The organism is Acidobacteriota bacterium, assembly GCA_028874215.1.
Taxonomy (GTDB): Bacteria; Acidobacteriota; UBA6911; order RPQK01; family JAJDTT01; genus JAJDTT01.
On sequence record JAPPLF010000111.1, the window covers coordinates 90,602 to 106,999 of the forward strand.

At 62.9% G+C, this 16,398-nt stretch carries 17 protein-coding genes; 10 read left to right on the plus strand and 7 right to left on the minus strand.

The genetic code is table 11. From position 1 onward, the window contains the following. The 6 genes from OXT71_22840 to OXT71_22865 all read left to right on the plus strand — a co-directional run bounded on the left by OXT71_22840 (nt 1) and on the right by OXT71_22865 (nt 4,853). Entirely contained in the window at nt 1-1,137 is a 1,137-nt protein-coding gene (locus tag OXT71_22840; GenBank protein ID MDE2929236.1) for an amidohydrolase family protein, read from the plus strand. A gap of 102 nt (nt 1,138-1,239) precedes the next feature. Next, on the plus strand, nt 1,240-1,713 hold the full coding sequence (locus OXT71_22845) for a Rieske (2Fe-2S) protein (GenBank protein MDE2929237.1): 474 nt from the start codon (nt 1,240-1,242) through the stop codon (nt 1,711-1,713). A 46-nt stretch (nt 1,714-1,759) separates the two neighbouring features. Then, nucleotides 1,760-2,029: an antitoxin gene (locus OXT71_22850; GenBank protein ID MDE2929238.1), complete on the plus strand. Its 270-nt coding sequence runs from the start codon at nt 1,760-1,762 to the stop codon at nt 2,027-2,029. Further along, nucleotides 2,026-2,457 (plus strand): type II toxin-antitoxin system VapC family toxin, encoded by a 432-nt coding sequence (locus tag OXT71_22855; GenBank protein MDE2929239.1) that lies wholly within the window; start codon nt 2,026-2,028, stop codon nt 2,455-2,457. Before OXT71_22850 ends, OXT71_22855 begins: the two co-directional genes overlap by 4 nt. A gap of 63 nt (nt 2,458-2,520) precedes the next feature. Next, nucleotides 2,521-4,158, plus strand: a complete 1,638-nt coding sequence (locus OXT71_22860; GenBank protein MDE2929240.1) for a thiamine pyrophosphate-requiring protein — start codon at nt 2,521-2,523, stop codon at nt 4,156-4,158. Nucleotides 4,159-4,598: 440 nt separating this feature from the next. Next, nucleotides 4,599-4,853, plus strand: coding sequence for a hypothetical protein (locus OXT71_22865; GenBank protein ID MDE2929241.1), 255 nt, complete (start codon nt 4,599-4,601; stop codon nt 4,851-4,853). Nucleotides 4,854-5,468: 615 nt separating this feature from the next. On the opposite strand, the gene OXT71_22870 is transcribed toward OXT71_22865, so the two are convergent. The 4 genes from OXT71_22870 to OXT71_22885 are packed head-to-tail and all read right to left on the minus strand — an operon-like array spanning nt 5,469 to nt 10,441. After that, a complete protein-coding gene (locus tag OXT71_22870) occupies nt 5,469-7,091 on the minus strand; it encodes a sodium/solute symporter (GenBank protein ID MDE2929242.1) in 1,623 nt (540 codons plus the stop codon). 22 nt (nt 7,092-7,113) lie between these two features. After that, nucleotides 7,114-8,724, minus strand: coding sequence for a sialidase family protein (locus OXT71_22875; protein ID MDE2929243.1), 1,611 nt, complete (start codon nt 8,722-8,724; stop codon nt 7,114-7,116). Then, nucleotides 8,721-9,512: a fumarylacetoacetate hydrolase family protein gene (locus OXT71_22880; protein MDE2929244.1), complete on the minus strand. Its 792-nt coding sequence runs from the start codon at nt 9,510-9,512 to the stop codon at nt 8,721-8,723. The genes OXT71_22875 and OXT71_22880 overlap by 4 nt, the downstream gene beginning before the upstream one ends. Further along, nucleotides 9,509-10,441, minus strand: a complete 933-nt coding sequence (locus OXT71_22885) for a PmoA family protein (GenBank protein MDE2929245.1) — start codon at nt 10,439-10,441, stop codon at nt 9,509-9,511. The genes OXT71_22880 and OXT71_22885 overlap by 4 nt, the downstream gene beginning before the upstream one ends. A gap of 100 nt (nt 10,442-10,541) precedes the next feature. Here OXT71_22885 and OXT71_22890 point away from each other — a divergent pair, with 100 nt between their 5' ends. The 4 genes from OXT71_22890 (at nt 10,542) to OXT71_22905 (ending at nt 15,110) form a co-directional block, all read left to right on the plus strand. Beyond that, nucleotides 10,542-12,224: a divalent metal cation transporter gene (locus OXT71_22890; GenBank protein ID MDE2929246.1), complete on the plus strand. Its 1,683-nt coding sequence runs from the start codon at nt 10,542-10,544 to the stop codon at nt 12,222-12,224. 143 nt (nt 12,225-12,367) lie between these two features. After that, complete coding sequence (locus tag OXT71_22895; GenBank protein ID MDE2929247.1) at nt 12,368-13,102, plus strand: hypothetical protein; 735 nt, start codon at nt 12,368-12,370, stop codon at nt 13,100-13,102. Nucleotides 13,103-13,948: 846 nt separating this feature from the next. Further along, on the plus strand, nt 13,949-14,776 hold the full coding sequence (locus OXT71_22900) for a hypothetical protein (GenBank protein ID MDE2929248.1): 828 nt from the start codon (nt 13,949-13,951) through the stop codon (nt 14,774-14,776). 25 nt (nt 14,777-14,801) lie between these two features. Further along, nucleotides 14,802-15,110, plus strand: coding sequence for a hypothetical protein (locus tag OXT71_22905; GenBank protein MDE2929249.1), 309 nt, complete (start codon nt 14,802-14,804; stop codon nt 15,108-15,110). A gap of 89 nt (nt 15,111-15,199) precedes the next feature. Here the strand turns inward: OXT71_22905 and OXT71_22910 are convergent, their stop codons facing one another. The 3 genes from OXT71_22910 to OXT71_22920 form a co-directional block, all read right to left on the minus strand. Continuing rightward, on the minus strand, nt 15,200-15,442 hold the full coding sequence (locus OXT71_22910; protein ID MDE2929250.1) for a hypothetical protein: 243 nt from the start codon (nt 15,440-15,442) through the stop codon (nt 15,200-15,202). Nucleotides 15,443-15,636: 194 nt separating this feature from the next. Next, the gene (locus OXT71_22915) at nt 15,637-15,939 is read right to left on the minus strand and encodes a transcriptional regulator (protein MDE2929251.1); all 303 of its coding nucleotides are present in this window, start codon (nt 15,937-15,939) and stop codon (nt 15,637-15,639) included. Then, nucleotides 15,936-16,398 (minus strand): hypothetical protein (locus OXT71_22920; GenBank protein ID MDE2929252.1); only part of this gene is annotated, 463 nt, incomplete at its 5' end. The genes OXT71_22915 and OXT71_22920, both read right to left, overlap by 4 nt.

The window sequence follows — 16,398 nt, forward strand, 5'->3', positions numbered from 1 at the left end:
ATGGCCATCGCCGTTGAACCCCGGACTCGCAACATGACCAGAGGAAGGCGCCGGCCCAAGACCGCCGTCATCGACTGCGACATTCACAACGCGCTGCCCTCGGACGAGGCGATCCGCAAATACCTCCCCCCGCGCTGGCGGAAACACCACCGGATGTTCGGTCTCCGGGGCCACGTCGGGTGCGAGTACCCCCGAGCCAGTCCCAACGCCGCGCGGCACGACTCCTGGCCCCCTTCCGGTCTGCCCGCCGGTTCGGACCTGGATTTTCTCCGGGAGCAGTTGCTGGACGAGTGGGACTTGGAATACGGCTTACTGAACTGCCTCATCGGAGCGGGACGGCAGCAGAACCTGGAGTTCGGCGCCGCCTTTTCCCAGGGCCTCAACGACTGGCAGATCGAGACTTGGCTGGAGCCCGAGCCGAGGCTGCGGGCCTCCGTCGTGATCCCCTATGAAGACGGCGAGCTCTCGGCGGCCGAGATCGACCGCGTCGGAGACCATCCCGGCTATGTCCAGGTGCTGGTGGCCGCCCGCACCCAACAGCCGCTGGGCCGGCGCAAGTACTGGAGGATTTACGAGGCCTGCGAGCGCCACGATCTCCCCTTCGGCATCCACTTCGGAGGAAACTCCGGTCAGCCCCTGACCGGCGGAGGATGGCCGAACCACTACTACGAGGACCACGCCGGCATGCCCCAGGCCTTTCAGTCCCAGGTGATCAGCCTGGTCACGGAAGGGGTGTTCGAAAGATTTCCCGGATTGAAGGTGGTGCTGATCGAGGGCGGATTCGCCTGGCTGCCTCCCCTCATGTGGCGCCTGGACCGTTCCTGGCGGAGGCTCAAGGAGGAGGTTCCCGACCTGAAGCGGTTGCCGTCCGAGACCATCCGCCGCCATTTCTGGCTCACCACCCAACCCATGGAGGAACCGCCCCGGCACGAGTACCTGGTGCAATTGCTGGACCAACTGGACATGGACGACCGTCTTCTCTTCGCCACCGACTACCCTCACTGGGACTTCGACTCCCCGGCTCAGGCCATCCCGCCGAGCCTTTCCCGGGAGTTCCGGCGAGGCGTCATGTCGGAGAACGCCCGGAGCCTCTACGATTTCGGAGAGGGGAGCGGCGGCTTTCTTGCCGCCGAATAGGAGCGGCGGTTTTCTAACCGCCGAACTCCGGAGTAACCAATTGGCAGAGAGAAACGGGCGATTAGAAATCGTCCTTTCAGAACGAACAACGAGCCAATGCCGGTGAAGCGACACCTGATCTGCAGCGTCGACTCTCTGCCCCCCGGTTCCCGCAGAGTAGTGAAGATCGGCGTCCGGTCCATCGGCGTCTTCAACGTGGACGGCCGTTTCTACGCCCTTCGCAACAGTTGTCCCCATCAGGGCGGCCCGATCTGCCTGGGACACCTGACGGGGTTCGCCACGTCGCCGACTCCCGGCGAGTTCGAGTACCTGCGGAAAGGGGAGATCCTGCGTTGCCCCTGGCACGGGTGGGAGTTCGACGTCAAGACCGGCCAGTCCTGGTTCGACCCGGCCCGGCTGCGGGTGGCCACCTATCCGGCCCGGGTCGAGAGCGGCGCCACTCTGGCGGCGGACCACTGCGGCTCCGAGTCCGATCCCGGGATGAGCGGCCTCTGCCGGGAACCGTACACGCTGGAGACCTACCCGGTGGCGGTGGAGGCGGACTACGTCGTCGTGGAGGTTCCGGGGAGCTCCTGACATGAACATCATTGACATCAATTATTAGAGTTCATATTATGCGGTGATGCGTACAACTCTCACCATCGACGAAGACATCGCCCTCCGGATTCAGGACCTGCGGCGGCGCCGCGGACACTCATTGAAGCAGGTCATCAATCGACTGTTGCGCGAAGGACTGCGAAGCAGCCAGCAGACGCCGCACGCCAAACCCTATCGCACGAAGACCCGCAAGCTCGGCCTGAGGCCCGGCTTCGACACCGCCGGGTTCAACCAACTGGTGGACGAACTGGAGGCGGAGGAGTATCAAGTCCGGGAGACCCTGTTGCGCCAATGATGATTCCGGACGTCAACCTGCTCGTCTACGCGGTCGACGAGACGAGTCCGTTCCATGTGAAGGCGCGGCGCTGGTGGGATCGGTCGCTCTCATCGACCGCCGCCGTGGGCCTCTGCTACGCAAGCATACTGGGGTTCGTGCGGCTGACGACGAACCGGCGCGTATTCAAATCGCCACTGGGCGTGCGAGACGCGCTCGACCAAGTGGAGAGCTGGTTCGATCAGCCGAACTCCGTGCTGCTGGCACCGACGGAACGTCATTGGTCGATCCTGTCCGGGCTGCTTCGGTCGACGGAGGTGGGAGCCAACCTGACCACGGACGCCCACATCGCCGCGTATGCGATCGAACATGCCGGGGTCCTGTACTCGAACGACGGCGACTTCGCTCGCTTCGAGGGGCTGCGTTGGAGGAACCCGCTGGCAGGATGAGACACCCGGATCGGCCGGAGCCGTCAAGAGCACGGTGAGATCTACAACTTGGAGAAGAGTCCCATGAACGGCGCTGATGCCATCGTCAAGATCCTGCAAATGGAAGGGATCCGGCAGGTCTTCTGCTACCCCTTGACCAACCTCCTGGACGCCCTGGCCCGGGCCGGCGTCCGCATCCTCAGCTCCCGGCAGGAGCGGGTCGCCGGCAACATGGCCGACGGCGTCTCCCGGTCCACCAACGGCCGGCAGATCGGGGTCTTCACCGTCCAGTCCCGCGCCGGCGCCGAGAACGCATTCGCAGGAGTGGCTCACTCCTTCACCGATTCCACCCCCGTCCTCTTCCTGCCGGGGCACGCGGGTCTGGACCAGATCGGGACCCATCCCTCCTTCGACTGCGTCGACAACTACCGGGCCACCACCAAGATGGCCAACAAGGTGATCTCGCCCGAGCTGGCGCCCAGCCGATTGCGGCACGCCTTCACCGCCCTGCGCTCGGGGAGGCCGGGCCCGGTGATGCTGGAGGTGCTGGACGACGCCTGCAAGGCGGAGTTCAATGGCGACCTGGAATACACGCCGATCCCCCGAATGCGGGTGGCGGCCGATCCGGGAGCGGTGGAAGAGGCCGCCGAGCGTTTGCTCCGGGCCGAGCGTCCCATGATCTGGGCCGGACAGGGCGTCCTCTACGCCGAGGCGAGCCGGGAACTGGTGGAGGTGGCCGAGATTCTGGGCATTCCCGTCATGACGACCCTCCAAGGGAAGAGCGGTTTCCCCGAACGCCATGAGCTCTCGGCCGGCGTCGGCGCCTACTCCGTCACCTTGATGGCGCGGCATTGCCTGGCCGAGTCCGATCTGGTCCTGGCGGTGGGGTCCAGTCTCACAGTGGCGCCATTCACGCCGCCGATCCCGCCTGGGAAAGCCATCATCCACGCCACCGTGGACCCGTCCGACATCAACAAGGAATACCCGGCGGTACTCCCCGTCGTGGCCGACGCCAAGCTGTTCCTGGCGCAACTGGCCGAGGTCTTGAAGTCCAAGGTGGGAAAAGGCCGGGAGGCCCATCGCCGGGAGACGGCGGAGACCCTCTCCCGGCTGCGGAGCGCCTGGCTGGAGGAATTCGAGTCCCTTTTCAGTGACGACTCCCAACCCGTCAACGGTTACCGGATGTTCCGGGAGCTCTGGTCGGTCATCGACCCGGACACGTCCATCGTGACCCACGAATCGGGAGCCTCGCGGGACATCCAGAGCGTCTTCTACCGGGCCAACACTCCCCGAAGCTACCTGGGATGGGGCCAGTCCTCCCAACTGGGCTTTTCCCTGGGCCTGGCCATGGGAGCCAAGATCGCCAATCCGGACAAGCTGGTGGTCAACGTCATGGGGGACGCCTCCGTGGGGATGACCGGAATGGATTGGGAGACGGCGGTCCGGGAGAACATCCCCATCCTCACCGTGATCAAGCACGATTCCATCTTCAGCGGCTATGACCGCCACATCCCCGTGGCCATCGAGCGCTACAAGCTCTCGACCCAGACCGGCGACTACGCCAACGTGGCGCGGGCCCTGGGCTGCCATGCGGAAAAGGTCGAAACGGTCCAGGATTTGCAGCCGGCCCTGAAGCGGGCGATTCAGGCCACCAAAGACGGCCAGCCGGCCGTCGTCGACGTGATCACCGCCGAGACCCGCAAGTTGTCCAAGATTTACTGAAGAAGAAAGGGAAATATTTGGCGAGTCTTCGATGGCGACATACTGAAAGGAATCAGTCAGATGCCTAAAAGGACCTTCAGCGTTCGTACGGATCGCAGAATACTCCGGAAATTGGACAGGCTTGCCAGACAGCAGGAACGGTCACGCGACGACATCGTGAACGAAGCGATCGATAATTTTCTCGAACTGTACTCCTGGCAGGATCAACGAGTCCGGGCGGGAATCGAGGCAGCCGATCAAGGCCGATTCGCCGGAACAGCCGAGATGCAACGGGTATTCGGCAAATATGGGTAGTGCTTGATCGTACGTCTCCGATGGCCTAACCAATCCGGGAATGAGTATCGTCCATCGTCTGGTTTGGTAGAATCATTCAAGAAGCTTGAGTTTCTTGTGTTCTCGATTTTTCTTCGCCAATAGTCACCAAAGAACTGAGGAATGCCATGGCTGAGAATGACCTGTCCGTGGAGACCACGATCTTCAAACGACACAGGGCCGAGTTCGAACGTGATCATCGCTGGGAGTGGATCGTCATTCATGGAGATGACTACGTGGAGTTCTTCGAGGACTTCCAAGTTGCTGCGCAGACTGCCGTGGCCCGTTTTGGACGGGGCCCTTACCTGATTCGGCAAATCGGGGTCCCCACTCCATCTCTGCCGGCTTCCGTCCTTTTCAGGCCCGTCAATGCCGACCGTTGAATGTGGATTCCCAGACGCCCAGAACAGACCGGGATCGGCAAGACTTGTCCAATATGGACCTACTCTGGAAGTCCGAGTGGGGTTTGATCCACACTATCGTCCTTCGTCAAATCCGGTTCCTTCGCTTTCAAGTGATCGGATCCCGGCGCTTGTCGATACGGGCGCTACCGAGAGTTGCATCGACAGCATTCTAGCCGACAGGTTGAATCTTCCCTTTGTAGGAGAGCAACGGTTTTCCGGTATTTCAGGATCAAGCCGTCGACGTATGCATTTGGCTCAGATTTTGGTTCCTGGTCTCCAGTGGGTGATATATGGCCGGTTTGCCGCTGTTGACCTCATTTCTGGAGGGCAGCCACATGCGGTCCTCCTCGGGAGAACCTTCCTGAGAGGTTTCAGGATGATCTACGAAGGCCGCTCGGGAAGGGTGATTATCGAAAACGAATCCTCCGTAGTTCTCACTGCTCGTCCGATGTGAATCGCTCCTCACCCAAAGGTGTGGGAGCCCACAACAGGTCTTCCTCGTTCAGTAGCTGAAGAGAAAATTCTCTTTGACATTCCCTGGGCGACGTTGTGCTCAATTCGGGTGATGCAAGTTCGACCTTCGTCTTAGCTCCCTCACACCAGCTTCTTTCGCGTGAACGGCGAGGGCTCGTGGCGCGTGGCCCAGGTCAGGCCCTTGATCCGGTCCAGGTCCTTGTTGGGAAAGACGAAGCTCAGCAGCCACGCGGAACCCAGGGCGGCGATGGCCGACAAGAGGATGATCCAGGTGAATCCCATCCCCTTTTCCACCAGGCGCTGAGTGAAGTCCGCTCCCAGCACGCCGGCCATGGCCTGGTGGGTGGAGGGGTCCATGAGCTGCAGCAGGTCGCGCGAATAGGCCACTCCCAGAGCCACCGCCAAGCCGATGAACGCCGCCGGCCAGACGGCGCGGCTGCTCACCCGCGGGAATAGCATCCCCGCCAGGAACAGCGCTCCCATCGACCCCACCAGGGAGTTGAAGGTCTTGGGCAGTATGGTGAGGATGTCGTCCATTCCCGTGACTCCGTCCAGGTAGATGGCCGATACGGTCACCACCAACCCCACGATCAGGGTGATGACCCGGGCCTGGAAGACACGGTTTCCGGTGGACGGTTTCTTCCGGAGCCGGCCGAAGTCCACGGTGGCTACGGTGGCCCACGAATTGACCCCCGAGTCGATGGTGGACATGGCCGCCGCCAGAAGGGCGGCGAAGATGGCCCCGGCCAGTCCCGGCGGAATCCTGGAAGCCACGAAGAAGGGGAAGATGGCGTCCCGATCCTTGCCGCTGGCCAGGTCGAAATGCTCGGGGAGGACTGCCGGACCCTGCGTGTAGTAGTAGACCAGGGAGGCGCCGATGACGGCCAGAAGGAAGGAAATCGTGATGCTGACCACGATACTGGTGACGAAGCTGCGCTTGGCGGCCCGGACGTCCACGGTGCTGAAGTAGCGCTGCAGGGTCATCTGGTTGGCGCAATGGGCGGTCAGCGTCCAGATCACCGCCGAGAGGGTCATGGTCACCACCGTGCCGGCCTGGGTGGGGTCGGGGGAAAAGAAGGTGAAGCTCTCGTTGTCCCGGGCGCTCACCACGTGGTACCAGTCCAGCGGTCCCGAACCGGTGGTATAGGCCACGTAGCCGATGGCGAACAGCCCTCCTCCCACCAGGAGAGCCGCCTGAATCACGTCGGTCCAGACCACGGCCCGGATCCCTCCCATCATGGTGTACACGGTGGCGACGACTCCGATCACCCCGATGACCACCACCAGGGGCAGCCCTGTGGCCACGGCCAGCGCACGTGAGGAGACCAGCACGATCACCCCCATGAGCACGGTGACGAAGATGAGGAACATGGTGGCGCCCAGCAAGCGCACCGAGAGGTTGTACCGGTGCTCCAGGTATTCGTAGGCAGTGGTGAACTTGAACCGGACGAAGAAGGGGATGGCCAGGAGCAGGATCAGGACAATGTCGATGGGAATGGCCACCAGGTTGCTCACGAAGGCGCCGAAGCCGAATCGCCAGACGATGCCGGGACTCGCCAGATAGGTGATGCTGGAGAGGAGCGACGCGATGATGCTGACTCCGACGGCGAACCAGGGGAGGCGCCGCCCGCCCAGGAAGTACTCTTCTTCGGTCTTCTGCCCCCTGGCGAGCCGCCAGCCCAAAAACATCATGGCCGCCAGATAGGCGACCAAAACCACGTGATCCGCGAAATGAAGTTCCATCAGGTCAACCTTCCTTTTCCTGCTACTGCGACGGCGCGATCCGGATGGACTCGATTCCGGGGCCCGGACCCTCCCCGATGTTCGAGAGACGTATGTTCAATCTCCAGCGGGCTCCCGTCAACGGGACAGTGTAACTTTCGACGCCGCCGTGGATCTCCCGCCAGCTCGATCCCCCGTCCGCTTCGCCGTCACCGTCGGCGTCCTCCTCCAGCCGGAACAGCGCCCGGCGTCCTCCGAACGTGTACTGCTCCAGGTCCGACACCTTGGAGTCCCGGGTCGCATAGTAGGCCACGGCCACGAAGGTCCCGTCCACCCGCCGCTTCAGGTCGCCGTAACCGGTGTCGGTTCCCGGACGCATGGGACCGTGCAGCAGCTCGGGTCCCTGCCAGGTGGAGCCGTCGTCGTCGGACCAGTAGACCACCGGCTTGCGCGTGTAGCCCCCGCCGATGCTGTGGAGCCCCATGCCCCAGAGTCGCCCTTCTCCGGCGACGAAGTCCAGCACGTTCCCATGCTGGAACCGCGGATTGCTCGCCTTGTAGATCCGCGCCCGCTGCCAGAGGCCCCCTTCCACCCCGCCGTCCACCTTGGGAGAGATCTCCTCCAGCGGGGCGAAGGTGGCGCCCATGTCGGTGCTCACCGTCTGCCAGGTGTGCCGGTTCCCGGCCCCGTCCCTCAGGACCGCGACGATAGTGCGCTTGCCCACGTACTCGATGGCCGGCTCGAAGGTGGCGCCGCCGTGCGGGTCCTTCTCGCTGGCCAGGGGACCGATCCAGCTCAGGAACTCGTAGCTCCGGCCGTCGTCGGTGGAGCGGGCCAGCAGAGTCCCCGCCTGCGCCTCGTGGTGGAAATACTGGAACGCCATGTAGACATGGGTGGGATTCTCCGGGTCCACGAACCAGTCTTCGGTGCCGAGGACCAGATCTCCGGGCGCCCCCGTGACCCCCTGGACGTTGATTCGATCATGGTCCTGAACCCAGGTCCTGCCGCCGTCGCGGGAGCGGAGCTGACGAGTCCCGGAGCTGTAGGAGGTCCGCCAGAACTGGAGGATGAGGTCGCCGCTGGGCATGCGGTAGAGCCCCGGCTCGCTGTGGGTGTAGCCGTCGTCGAAGGGCATCCCCGAGATAGGGGTGCCGTCGAACCAGCGGTCCAGCCCGCCCCAGGTCCGGCCCTCGTCCGGGGAGGTCAGGATGTGGATGGCGTCCTGGCCCCTCCAGTCGATGTGATTCAGTCCCGAGCGCAGCGCCATGACCCAGCGGTTTTCATCCAGAATGGCGATCATGGAGCGGCCGTACCAGTCGTGCGGAACTCCGTCGCTGCCGGTGTAGGGTTCCTCGGAGCCGTCCACCACGACTTCGATGGTCTTGTCCCGGAACAGTTCCAACCGGGACCGGACCGTGACCTGGACCTCCCCGGGCTTTCCCGGCCCATCCTGCCACGCCCCAATCCAGTGGCCCTCGCCTCCGCCTTCCAGCGTCGGACCATCGGGCCCGGCTACGGTCCCGGCCGTGGTCCGGACCGCATCCGCCCACTGTTGCTCCGATTCCAGAATCAAGTTTCCGCTCCCCGGGCCGCACGCTGCCGCGGCTGCGGCCAGAACGAATACGATTCCCTGCAGACCATTTCGGTTCCTCACGATCGGTTGCTCCCTTCTGCCACCACCGGATTGGACAGGACGCCCACCTGAGGGACCTCGATCTCCACCCGGTCTCCGGGGTAGACGGGCCCCACTCCCGAGGGCGTCCCGGTCAGGATCACGTCCCCCGGGAGCAGGGTCATGGCCTGGCTCATGTAGGAGACGATCTCGGCGACGGGATAGATGAGGTCCGAGGTACTGGTGCGTTGCCGTTCCCGGCCGTTGACGCGGGCCACGAGCAGCAGGTCGGTGGGGTCGAGCCCCGTGACGATGGCGGGCCCCAGCGGGCAGAAGGTATCGTATCCCTTGCCCATGAGAAGACATCCCTCCTTCATCTCGGCTCTCTGAATGACCCGCTCGCTCACGTCGTTGCCGCAAGTGTAGCCGAGGACATGGTCCAGGGCCTCGCTGACGCCGACCCTGCGCGCTTTCCGTCCGATGACCGCGACCAACTCCGCCTCGAAGTGGACTTCCAGGTCCCCGCCGGCTGCCGGATAGATGATGGGTTCCTCCGGCCCGATGGCGGCCGTGGAGGGCTTCATGAAGAGCATGGGCTGAGGCGGATGCTCCTTCCCCCCTTCGGCCGCGTGGTCGGCATAGTTCAGGCCCAGGCCGAAAATCCTGGGCGCGGGCACGGGCGAGAGAATCCGCACCGAATCCAACCGCGTGGCCGTCCCGTCCGGAGCCGGGCTCTCGTATGGCGTCCCTTCCAGACGCCGGATCAGTCCCCCCTCTTCCAGGACTCCGTAGTGGGCCCGATTCTCTTCCTGATAACGAACGATCTTCATCGGATTTCCCCTTCGATTCCTTCCTGAAACGCCCGGTAGAGCTCTCCGACCCCGGCCTCGTGTGCATCGCCGTCGTGGACCGCGATCCGAAGTCCGAACTCAACGCCTTGTTCCGGTTCCAGGGACCACGTCCGGCGGGCCATGGGGTTGATGGTCAGGGTTCCCCAATCGGTTACGTACCAGGGGTGGCCCGCCGTGCAGGAGTGGGGGAACAGGGCCACGCCGGCACGGACCCCCCGTCCCAGGGTCCCGGAACCGTCCACCCAAACGGCATTCTCGCCGCTGATCTCCCGGCCTCCCTCCCGGCCCGCCGAGTCCAGAAGCGTGCCCCCATGGGTGACGGTCAGGGCCTCGATCAGGCGCACTCCGAAGAGTCCATGGCGGGTCGGCCCCAGTTCCAGCGCCCACCGGCCGGCCTGAAGACGGGAGCGGACATCGATCAGGTTCACCCGCCGCCCGGGACGAACGTCCAGCGTCCGTGTCTCGTTCAGGAGGACCCGTCCATCAGGTGCGGCCCATTCCTCCGGACCGCGCCACTCGAGGTTCAACTCGATTCTCAAATGGTCCGGAGCCAGTTCTTCGGTCTCGATCCCGGTGGTCAGGATCCGTCCCGGCGCCCGGCCCTGAAAGGTCCCGTTTACGTAGAAGTTGTAGGTCCCCTCCTCGGTCTCATCGGAGGAATAGGGAAAGAGGCACCGGACCCGGTCCAGAGCGACCCAGATGGAGTTGTGGTGGGGGTGATCCGCCGGACTCTCGGAGGTGACGCCGAAGCCGGCCGGGGTGAACACCGGGTAGAGGTAGGACCGGCAGGGTCCCTGGCTCAGCGCCAGGATGCGCCGGCCGCGCCAGCGGACCGCGAGGCGATGCGACGCCGCCCAGGCCCCCCGGGCCAAGTCGACCCGGTCTTCCAGAATTGAGAAAGATTCCACCAGAACCGCCTGCCGCCGCTGGATTTGCAATCGGGGGTCGTCCCGGCCAGAATGACCCGTCAACTTCGTGCGGGATGGCCCAACCGACCGGGACGCAATCATGACCGAGACGAGATCGGATGTCCAAGGCGACCGCCGGATGCTGCGGGAGGCCCGCGCCCAGGGACGCGGCCCACTACTGAAGACCTACTTCCGGCTCTCGGGGCCGGGCTGGCTCCAGAGCGCCCTCACCCTGGGAGGCGGATCGCTGGCCAGCGGCCTCTACCTGGGGACCCTCTCCGGGTTCGCCCTCCTCTGGCTCCAACCGGTGGCCATGATCCTGGGCATCGTCATGCTGAGCGCCATCAGCTACGTCACCCTCTCCACCGGCGAGAGGCCGTTTCAGGCCATCAACCGGCACGTGAGCCCCTTGCTGGGATGGGCCTGGGCCATCGCCAGCCTCATGGCCAACATGGTCTGGTCCCTGCCCCAGTACAGCCTGGCCACCAGCGCCGTCCAGCAGAACCTGCTGCCGGACCTGCTGGGGGCCGACGGCCTCACCGGCGACCTGGGCGGCAAGGTCGTCATCTGCGGCGCCATCCTGGCGGTCACCATTTCCATCACCTGGCTCTACGGCAACGGCGGCTGGGGGGTGAAGCTGTACGAGGGCACGCTGAAAGTGGTGGTGGCTCTGATCGTCCTCTGCTTCTTCGGCGTCGTCGTGAAGATGACCCTCTCGCCGGGAGCCCTGAACTGGGGAGCCGTCGTCTCCGGATTCGTCCCCGACCTGAGCGTCCTGATGCACCCGGCCGCCACCTACACCCCCTTCCTGGAGGCGGTGGGCGAAACCTCGCGGGAGTTCTGGAGCGGCAAGATCCTGGGGATGCAACGCGACGTCATGATCAGCGCCAGCGCCACGGCGGTGGGAATCAACATGACCTTCCTGCTGGGTTATTCCCTGCTGTCGCGCGGCTGGAACCGGGAGTTCCGGGGCCTGGCCATCTTCGACCTGTCCACTGGGATGCTCATTCCCTTCCTGCTGGCCACCAGTTGCGTGGTCATCGCCTCGGCCAGCCAGTTCCACACGCGTCCCGCGGCCGGCCTGGTTTCAGAGGCGGAGGGGCCGGCGCCGCCCGCCAAGCTGGTGGCCGGCTACCAGGGATTGTTGAGAGAGCGGATCGCAGCCACGAATCCGGAGCTTTCTCCGGAAGAGCGGAGCCGTGCGGCGGAGCAGTTGCCGCAGACCGACAAGGAATTGGCCGCCATGCTGGTGAAGCGGGACGCCTTCAACCTGGCGGAGTCGCTGGAGCCGCTCACCGGCAGCCTGTTCGCCCGGGTGGTGTTCGGAATCGGCGTGGTGGGGATGGCACTCTCCAGCATCGCCATCCTGATGCTGATCTCGGGGTTCGTGGTCTGCGAGATGCTGGGACTGGAGCCCAAGGGGCGGGCCTACCGGCTGGGATCCCTGGCCGCCGTGGTCGGCGTCCTGGGTCCCTTCGTGTGGAAGGACGCCCAGTTCTGGCTGGCGGTCCCCACGTCGGTCTTCGGGATGGCGCTGCTGCCCATTGCCTACATCTCGTTCTTCCTGCTCATGAACCAGCGGAAGCTGCTGGGCCAAAATCTGCCCCGGGGGGGAAAACGCGTGGCGTGGAACGTAATGATGGCCCTGGCCACGGGGTTCGCCACGCTGGGCTGCGCCTACAGCATCTGGTCGCGGATCGGGGTGCCGGGGCTGGTGGCAGCAGCGGCGTTCGTGCTGCTGGCCGTGTTGTTCCGGTTTCGCCGGAAGGGCGGCAAGGCCTGAGGTCGAGGCATTCGGTTCGCCTCCGCCTGTAAGGATCGGCGGTTGGAAACCGCCGATCCCCTCAAACCGGTGCGATCCCGCCCCATCTCCTCCCGGCTCGGGCCATACTGCGCGTGATCGTCCTCAAGAGCGGAGAACGGGCCATGGGTGAACACAACCCCGATCAAACACCTCCGGACCAATGCGCGGGCAAGAATAGTTTGAGCCTGCCGGTCTGGCTGCTTGCGGCGCTGGTGGTCGCGTTTCTGGCACTTCCCGGCATTGGCGCGCGTTACTATTTCGCCGGAACTCTCAACGTCATCCATTGCCTGCTGATACTGTTTTTCTCGATCAATCTCCTGATTTGCTATTGGGAGGCGTGTCTATTCCTCAAACGGGACTATATCGAAACCCGCACCGAGTATTGGCGCAGACGGCAACGTGAAACCGGCCGAACGCCGGCCATCGAGTTCCTTGCCGGCAAGATTCCATTGAGACATGTCTGGTCTCCGACGCGGTGGGCGGATGTCTGGGCTACCTATTCCCTGTTCGATGGGTCCCATTCGGATCGCCGCACGTTCGGTTTCAATGCCGATATCGCCAACGGATTCATTACACCCGTCCCGACGCTGATCCTCTACGCAGCCTATACCGTGGATTTTCTGCCGGCCGTCGTTGCCGGGATTCTTGGCGTCATGATGTTCTGGCAGTGGACCTACGCGACGTCGGTCTACTGGGTCAGTTTCTTCGTGGCCGGGAGGCAGCGCAACGTCACCAGGGGCGGCCTGTACACCTACGTCGGCGCCACGAACGCCCCCTGGGTGCTCTTCCCGTTATTGGGATTGTACGTGTCGGTTCGCCTTATCCTGGACGGACACTACGGCATTCTGGGTCATTGAAGTCCTGGTACCCGATCAGGTATTTGCCGCCTGGTTGGCCACGGCCGTAAGAATCGGCGGCTGGAAACCGCCGTTCCCGCCGCACAGGAGAAGGTGACTGTCCCCTTCTACTGGATCTCGTTCATACTCGTCGGCCAGTACGAACTATGGGGAATGGAGAGCAGCACCCAGTCGATCGACGCGAATTCGAGGCGAGGCTATCCGCCATATGTGGCGGGCGTTTGATGATGCTGCCACGGAAGCAGCGTGATCGTCACATCTTGTTTCGCGCCATCGCTCAAACGCTTGAGAGCAGGAGCCCGTACTCAGAACGGGAATTGAACGGTTCGCTTCGAGAGTGGATTGCCTCAATCGGCCTGGACGCGTCCTTGGACTGGGTCTCGTTACGACGCCATCTTGTCGATTTCGGTTATCTGTTCCGTGACAGAGCAGGGAGACGGTATACGGTCCGCATCAAGGGAAACGAAACCGTGCGGTTTGATTCAGACATTGAAGCTCTCGACGTTGTTGACTTGATCTGGTCTTGCAAACGACGTGCTATGGCTCGCAAGCGGCGGTGGCTGGGCCAATAGCGACGAGGCGGCCGGCGAGTTCCTGTCCGCTACTCTATCGGTCGCGAGCACGCGCGGTCGCGAGCACGCGCTGAGGGCGAAAATCATGCGTGATCGTCACGCCCCCTGGTGAGAATTGCGGGCTGGCGCAGCCAAAGTTGCGCTGAATCCAACGGGTCTCGTTGAACCCTGGCCAGCCAATGGCCGTCAAACCCAATAGAGGTTCGTGTCGCGCCGGTCATGCAATCGAGACCAAACCATCCTAAGAATCCATTTCAATCACGGGGAGGCAGCTATGAACGCCAAGCGAATTGCACTGTGTCTATGGGTACTGGCGATCACGATCGCACCGGTCCAAGCTCGAAACGTCTACGGTCACCTTGTTCTCGGTGGAAGCGACACCGGCCTTTCATTCGAATGCATCTTCATGGTCTCGAACAAAGTTCTCACCTCGCCTTGGAAAGGCGAGGTCGCGCTTCGAACCGGAGCAGACGAGGACTGGGAGGGAAACTGGTCGGTCAACGGCGAGGATTTCAGCGGTTCAACTTCGTTTCCCGTATCTTTGGAACCTGCTGGATCGGCAACCTTCGTGATCACGGGCGACTCCACGGTTCGTACCGGTTATCTGGAATTTGATGGCGACGCTTCCGGAGATGAATTCTACTTTCGCGGTGATCTGGCGACTACATTCTTCTATCAAGTGAAGCAGGGAGGCGATCTCATCGACTCGATCGGCACAGGCCCTACGGAGGCCGGGCTCTATTTCGCATTCCCAATCCAGCAGAACTCCCGCACGAGAACGGGAATGGCGTGGGTAGCCCTCGCCCATATCGAACCCTTGGCGCCGGAAGAGATCCGTGTCGGGGTCTTCGACCCGGAAGGCGCAGTCTTCGAAATCAAGACCGTGCCCTACGAAGGATACAAAGCCCAGTTCGTCGACGAGATGTTTCCGGATCTTCCGGAGGAATTTCAAGGAACCATGATGGTCAATTCGGAGAAATTCATTCGCATCACCATCCTCCGTCAGGACACACTGCCCTCGGGTGCAGTCCAGTTCACCAACACACCGCCGGACGATTGGTGTTTCGATGGCGACTGCTCTCTGGATAAAGCCAGCCCCTGAATACTCTCGGAGGGCTCGCTAGAGCGTGACTGTCCCTTCTACCCGTCCCGCGGCCGGCCTGGTGGCGGAAGCGGAGGGGCCGGCGCCGCCCGCCAAGCTGGTGGCCGGCTACCAGGGACTATTGAGAGAGCGGATCGCAGCCACGAATCCGGAGCTTTCTCCGGAAGAGCGGAGCCGGGCCGCGGAGCTACTGCCGCGGGCCGACAAGGAATTGGCCGCCATGCTGGTGAAGCGGGACGCCTTCAATCTGGCGGAGTCGCTGGAGCCGCTCACCGGCAGCCTGTTCGCTCGGGCGGTGTTGTTCCGGTTTCACCGGAAGGGCGGCACGGGCTGAGCCGGGAGGTTTCCGGCCGCCCGCGGTTGCGGGAATCGGCGGTTGGAAACCGCCGCTCCCCTGGCGGCGAATTCGTGGATCGCTGACGGCTACGATACGACGTCTTCAGGAATTGCAGGGAGATCGGGAACGTTTCTTCCGAAGGACTCCTTGGAAACGGACGACGTGTCCTCGATCCGGTTGACGCGATCCTGTAGATCTCCGACCTGCGTCTCCAGACTGGTGATTCTGACGCCCAAGCCCAACTCCATCTGTTTCTGGCGCCGGATCTGGCCTCGGATGACGACGGCCAAGCAAAGGAAGGCTCCAATGGGAATCAGGTTCCAGATCATGTCCCTACTTGTGATGTTCCTCCGGGGAACCGACGGACTCTCTCAATTTATCGGCGTCTCCAGCATTTCCCGGTAGATCAACGGCGAACCGGCACACCGGGCAACGTCGTGAAGATGAAGTCGCCAGCGTCCAATTCGGTTGATCTTCTACAGTATTCAGTGATGCAGAGGGATTGCTTCTGGCCGAATCACAGCTATCGACTCACTTGAACCGAGAGTGAGCGAATCTCGTCAATCTGCTTCCAGTAGCTGTCGAGAGCCCGTTTCCCCGCTCTGGTCAGGTGGTACCGCGTCTGGGTTACCTTTCCGACAAACCCCTTCAGAATCTTCACGTAACCAGCCTTTTCCAAGCGATTCATGTGAGACGACAGGTTGCCGTTGGTCAGGCCCAGAGTCGATTGCAAGAACTTGAAATCGGTCTCCTCGACCGCAGATAGCAGCATCAGGATGCGGAGCCGGGCCGGCTCGTGGACAACCCGGTCGAGCCCGCTCGTCATGGTTTCGTCACTCCTCCGGATGCGATATCCCGCAACCTCTTCAGAGAATACTGGCCGAATAGAAATCCCACCACTCCGGTCAGGAGGCCGTATCCAATAGTCGGAATCAGCATATTCAGAGATTCCCATTGCCCTTCGAACTGTATCGGGGCTCCTGCCACCACCAGGATGGCGTGCGTTCCGTAGAGAATCGGCCACAGGAGGTAAACCGGACTCATGATCGAGCGCATCGTAATGAAGGTGGCGATCAGGAATGGCACGGCATAGAGAGCCGATACCGGCTGCACATACTCATGCGGAAGGTAGCCCATTCGTGTCAGCACCACCGAGATCGGAACTCCCAGCATGAAGACGCCGGGTAGCAGCTGTCGGCGCCAGTTGGGTTTCTTCTGGTCTGCCGGGACCGGAAGGGCCGCATCGCCACTCTCCTTTTGGATTCGATTCGTGAGCCTTTTCATC

Bases quoted from the DNA above. Each gene is read 5' to 3' on its own strand.
- OXT71_22910 (MDE2929250.1), bottom strand. From the start codon at position 15,442: ATGATCTGGAACCTGATTCCCATTGGAGCCTTCCTTTGCTTGGCCGTC.
- OXT71_22880 (MDE2929244.1), bottom strand. From the start codon at position 9,512: ATGAAGATCGTTCGTTATCAGGAAGAGAATCGGGCCCACTACGGAGTC.
- OXT71_22895 (MDE2929247.1), top strand. From the start codon at position 12,368: ATGGGTGAACACAACCCCGATCAAACACCTCCGGACCAATGCGCGGGC.
- OXT71_22840 (MDE2929236.1), top strand. From the start codon at position 1: ATGGCCATCGCCGTTGAACCCCGGACTCGCAACATGACCAGAGGAAGG.
- OXT71_22890 (MDE2929246.1), top strand. From the start codon at position 10,542: ATGACCGAGACGAGATCGGATGTCCAAGGCGACCGCCGGATGCTGCGG.
- OXT71_22855 (MDE2929239.1), top strand. From the start codon at position 2,026: ATGATGATTCCGGACGTCAACCTGCTCGTCTACGCGGTCGACGAGACG.
- OXT71_22860 (MDE2929240.1), top strand. From the start codon at position 2,521: ATGAACGGCGCTGATGCCATCGTCAAGATCCTGCAAATGGAAGGGATC.
- OXT71_22900 (MDE2929248.1), top strand. From the start codon at position 13,949: ATGAACGCCAAGCGAATTGCACTGTGTCTATGGGTACTGGCGATCACG.
- OXT71_22915 (MDE2929251.1), bottom strand. From the start codon at position 15,939: ATGACGAGCGGGCTCGACCGGGTTGTCCACGAGCCGGCCCGGCTCCGC.
- OXT71_22850 (MDE2929238.1), top strand. From the start codon at position 1,760: ATGCGTACAACTCTCACCATCGACGAAGACATCGCCCTCCGGATTCAG.
- OXT71_22865 (MDE2929241.1), top strand. From the start codon at position 4,599: ATGGCTGAGAATGACCTGTCCGTGGAGACCACGATCTTCAAACGACAC.
- OXT71_22870 (MDE2929242.1), bottom strand. From the start codon at position 7,091: ATGGAACTTCATTTCGCGGATCACGTGGTTTTGGTCGCCTATCTGGCG.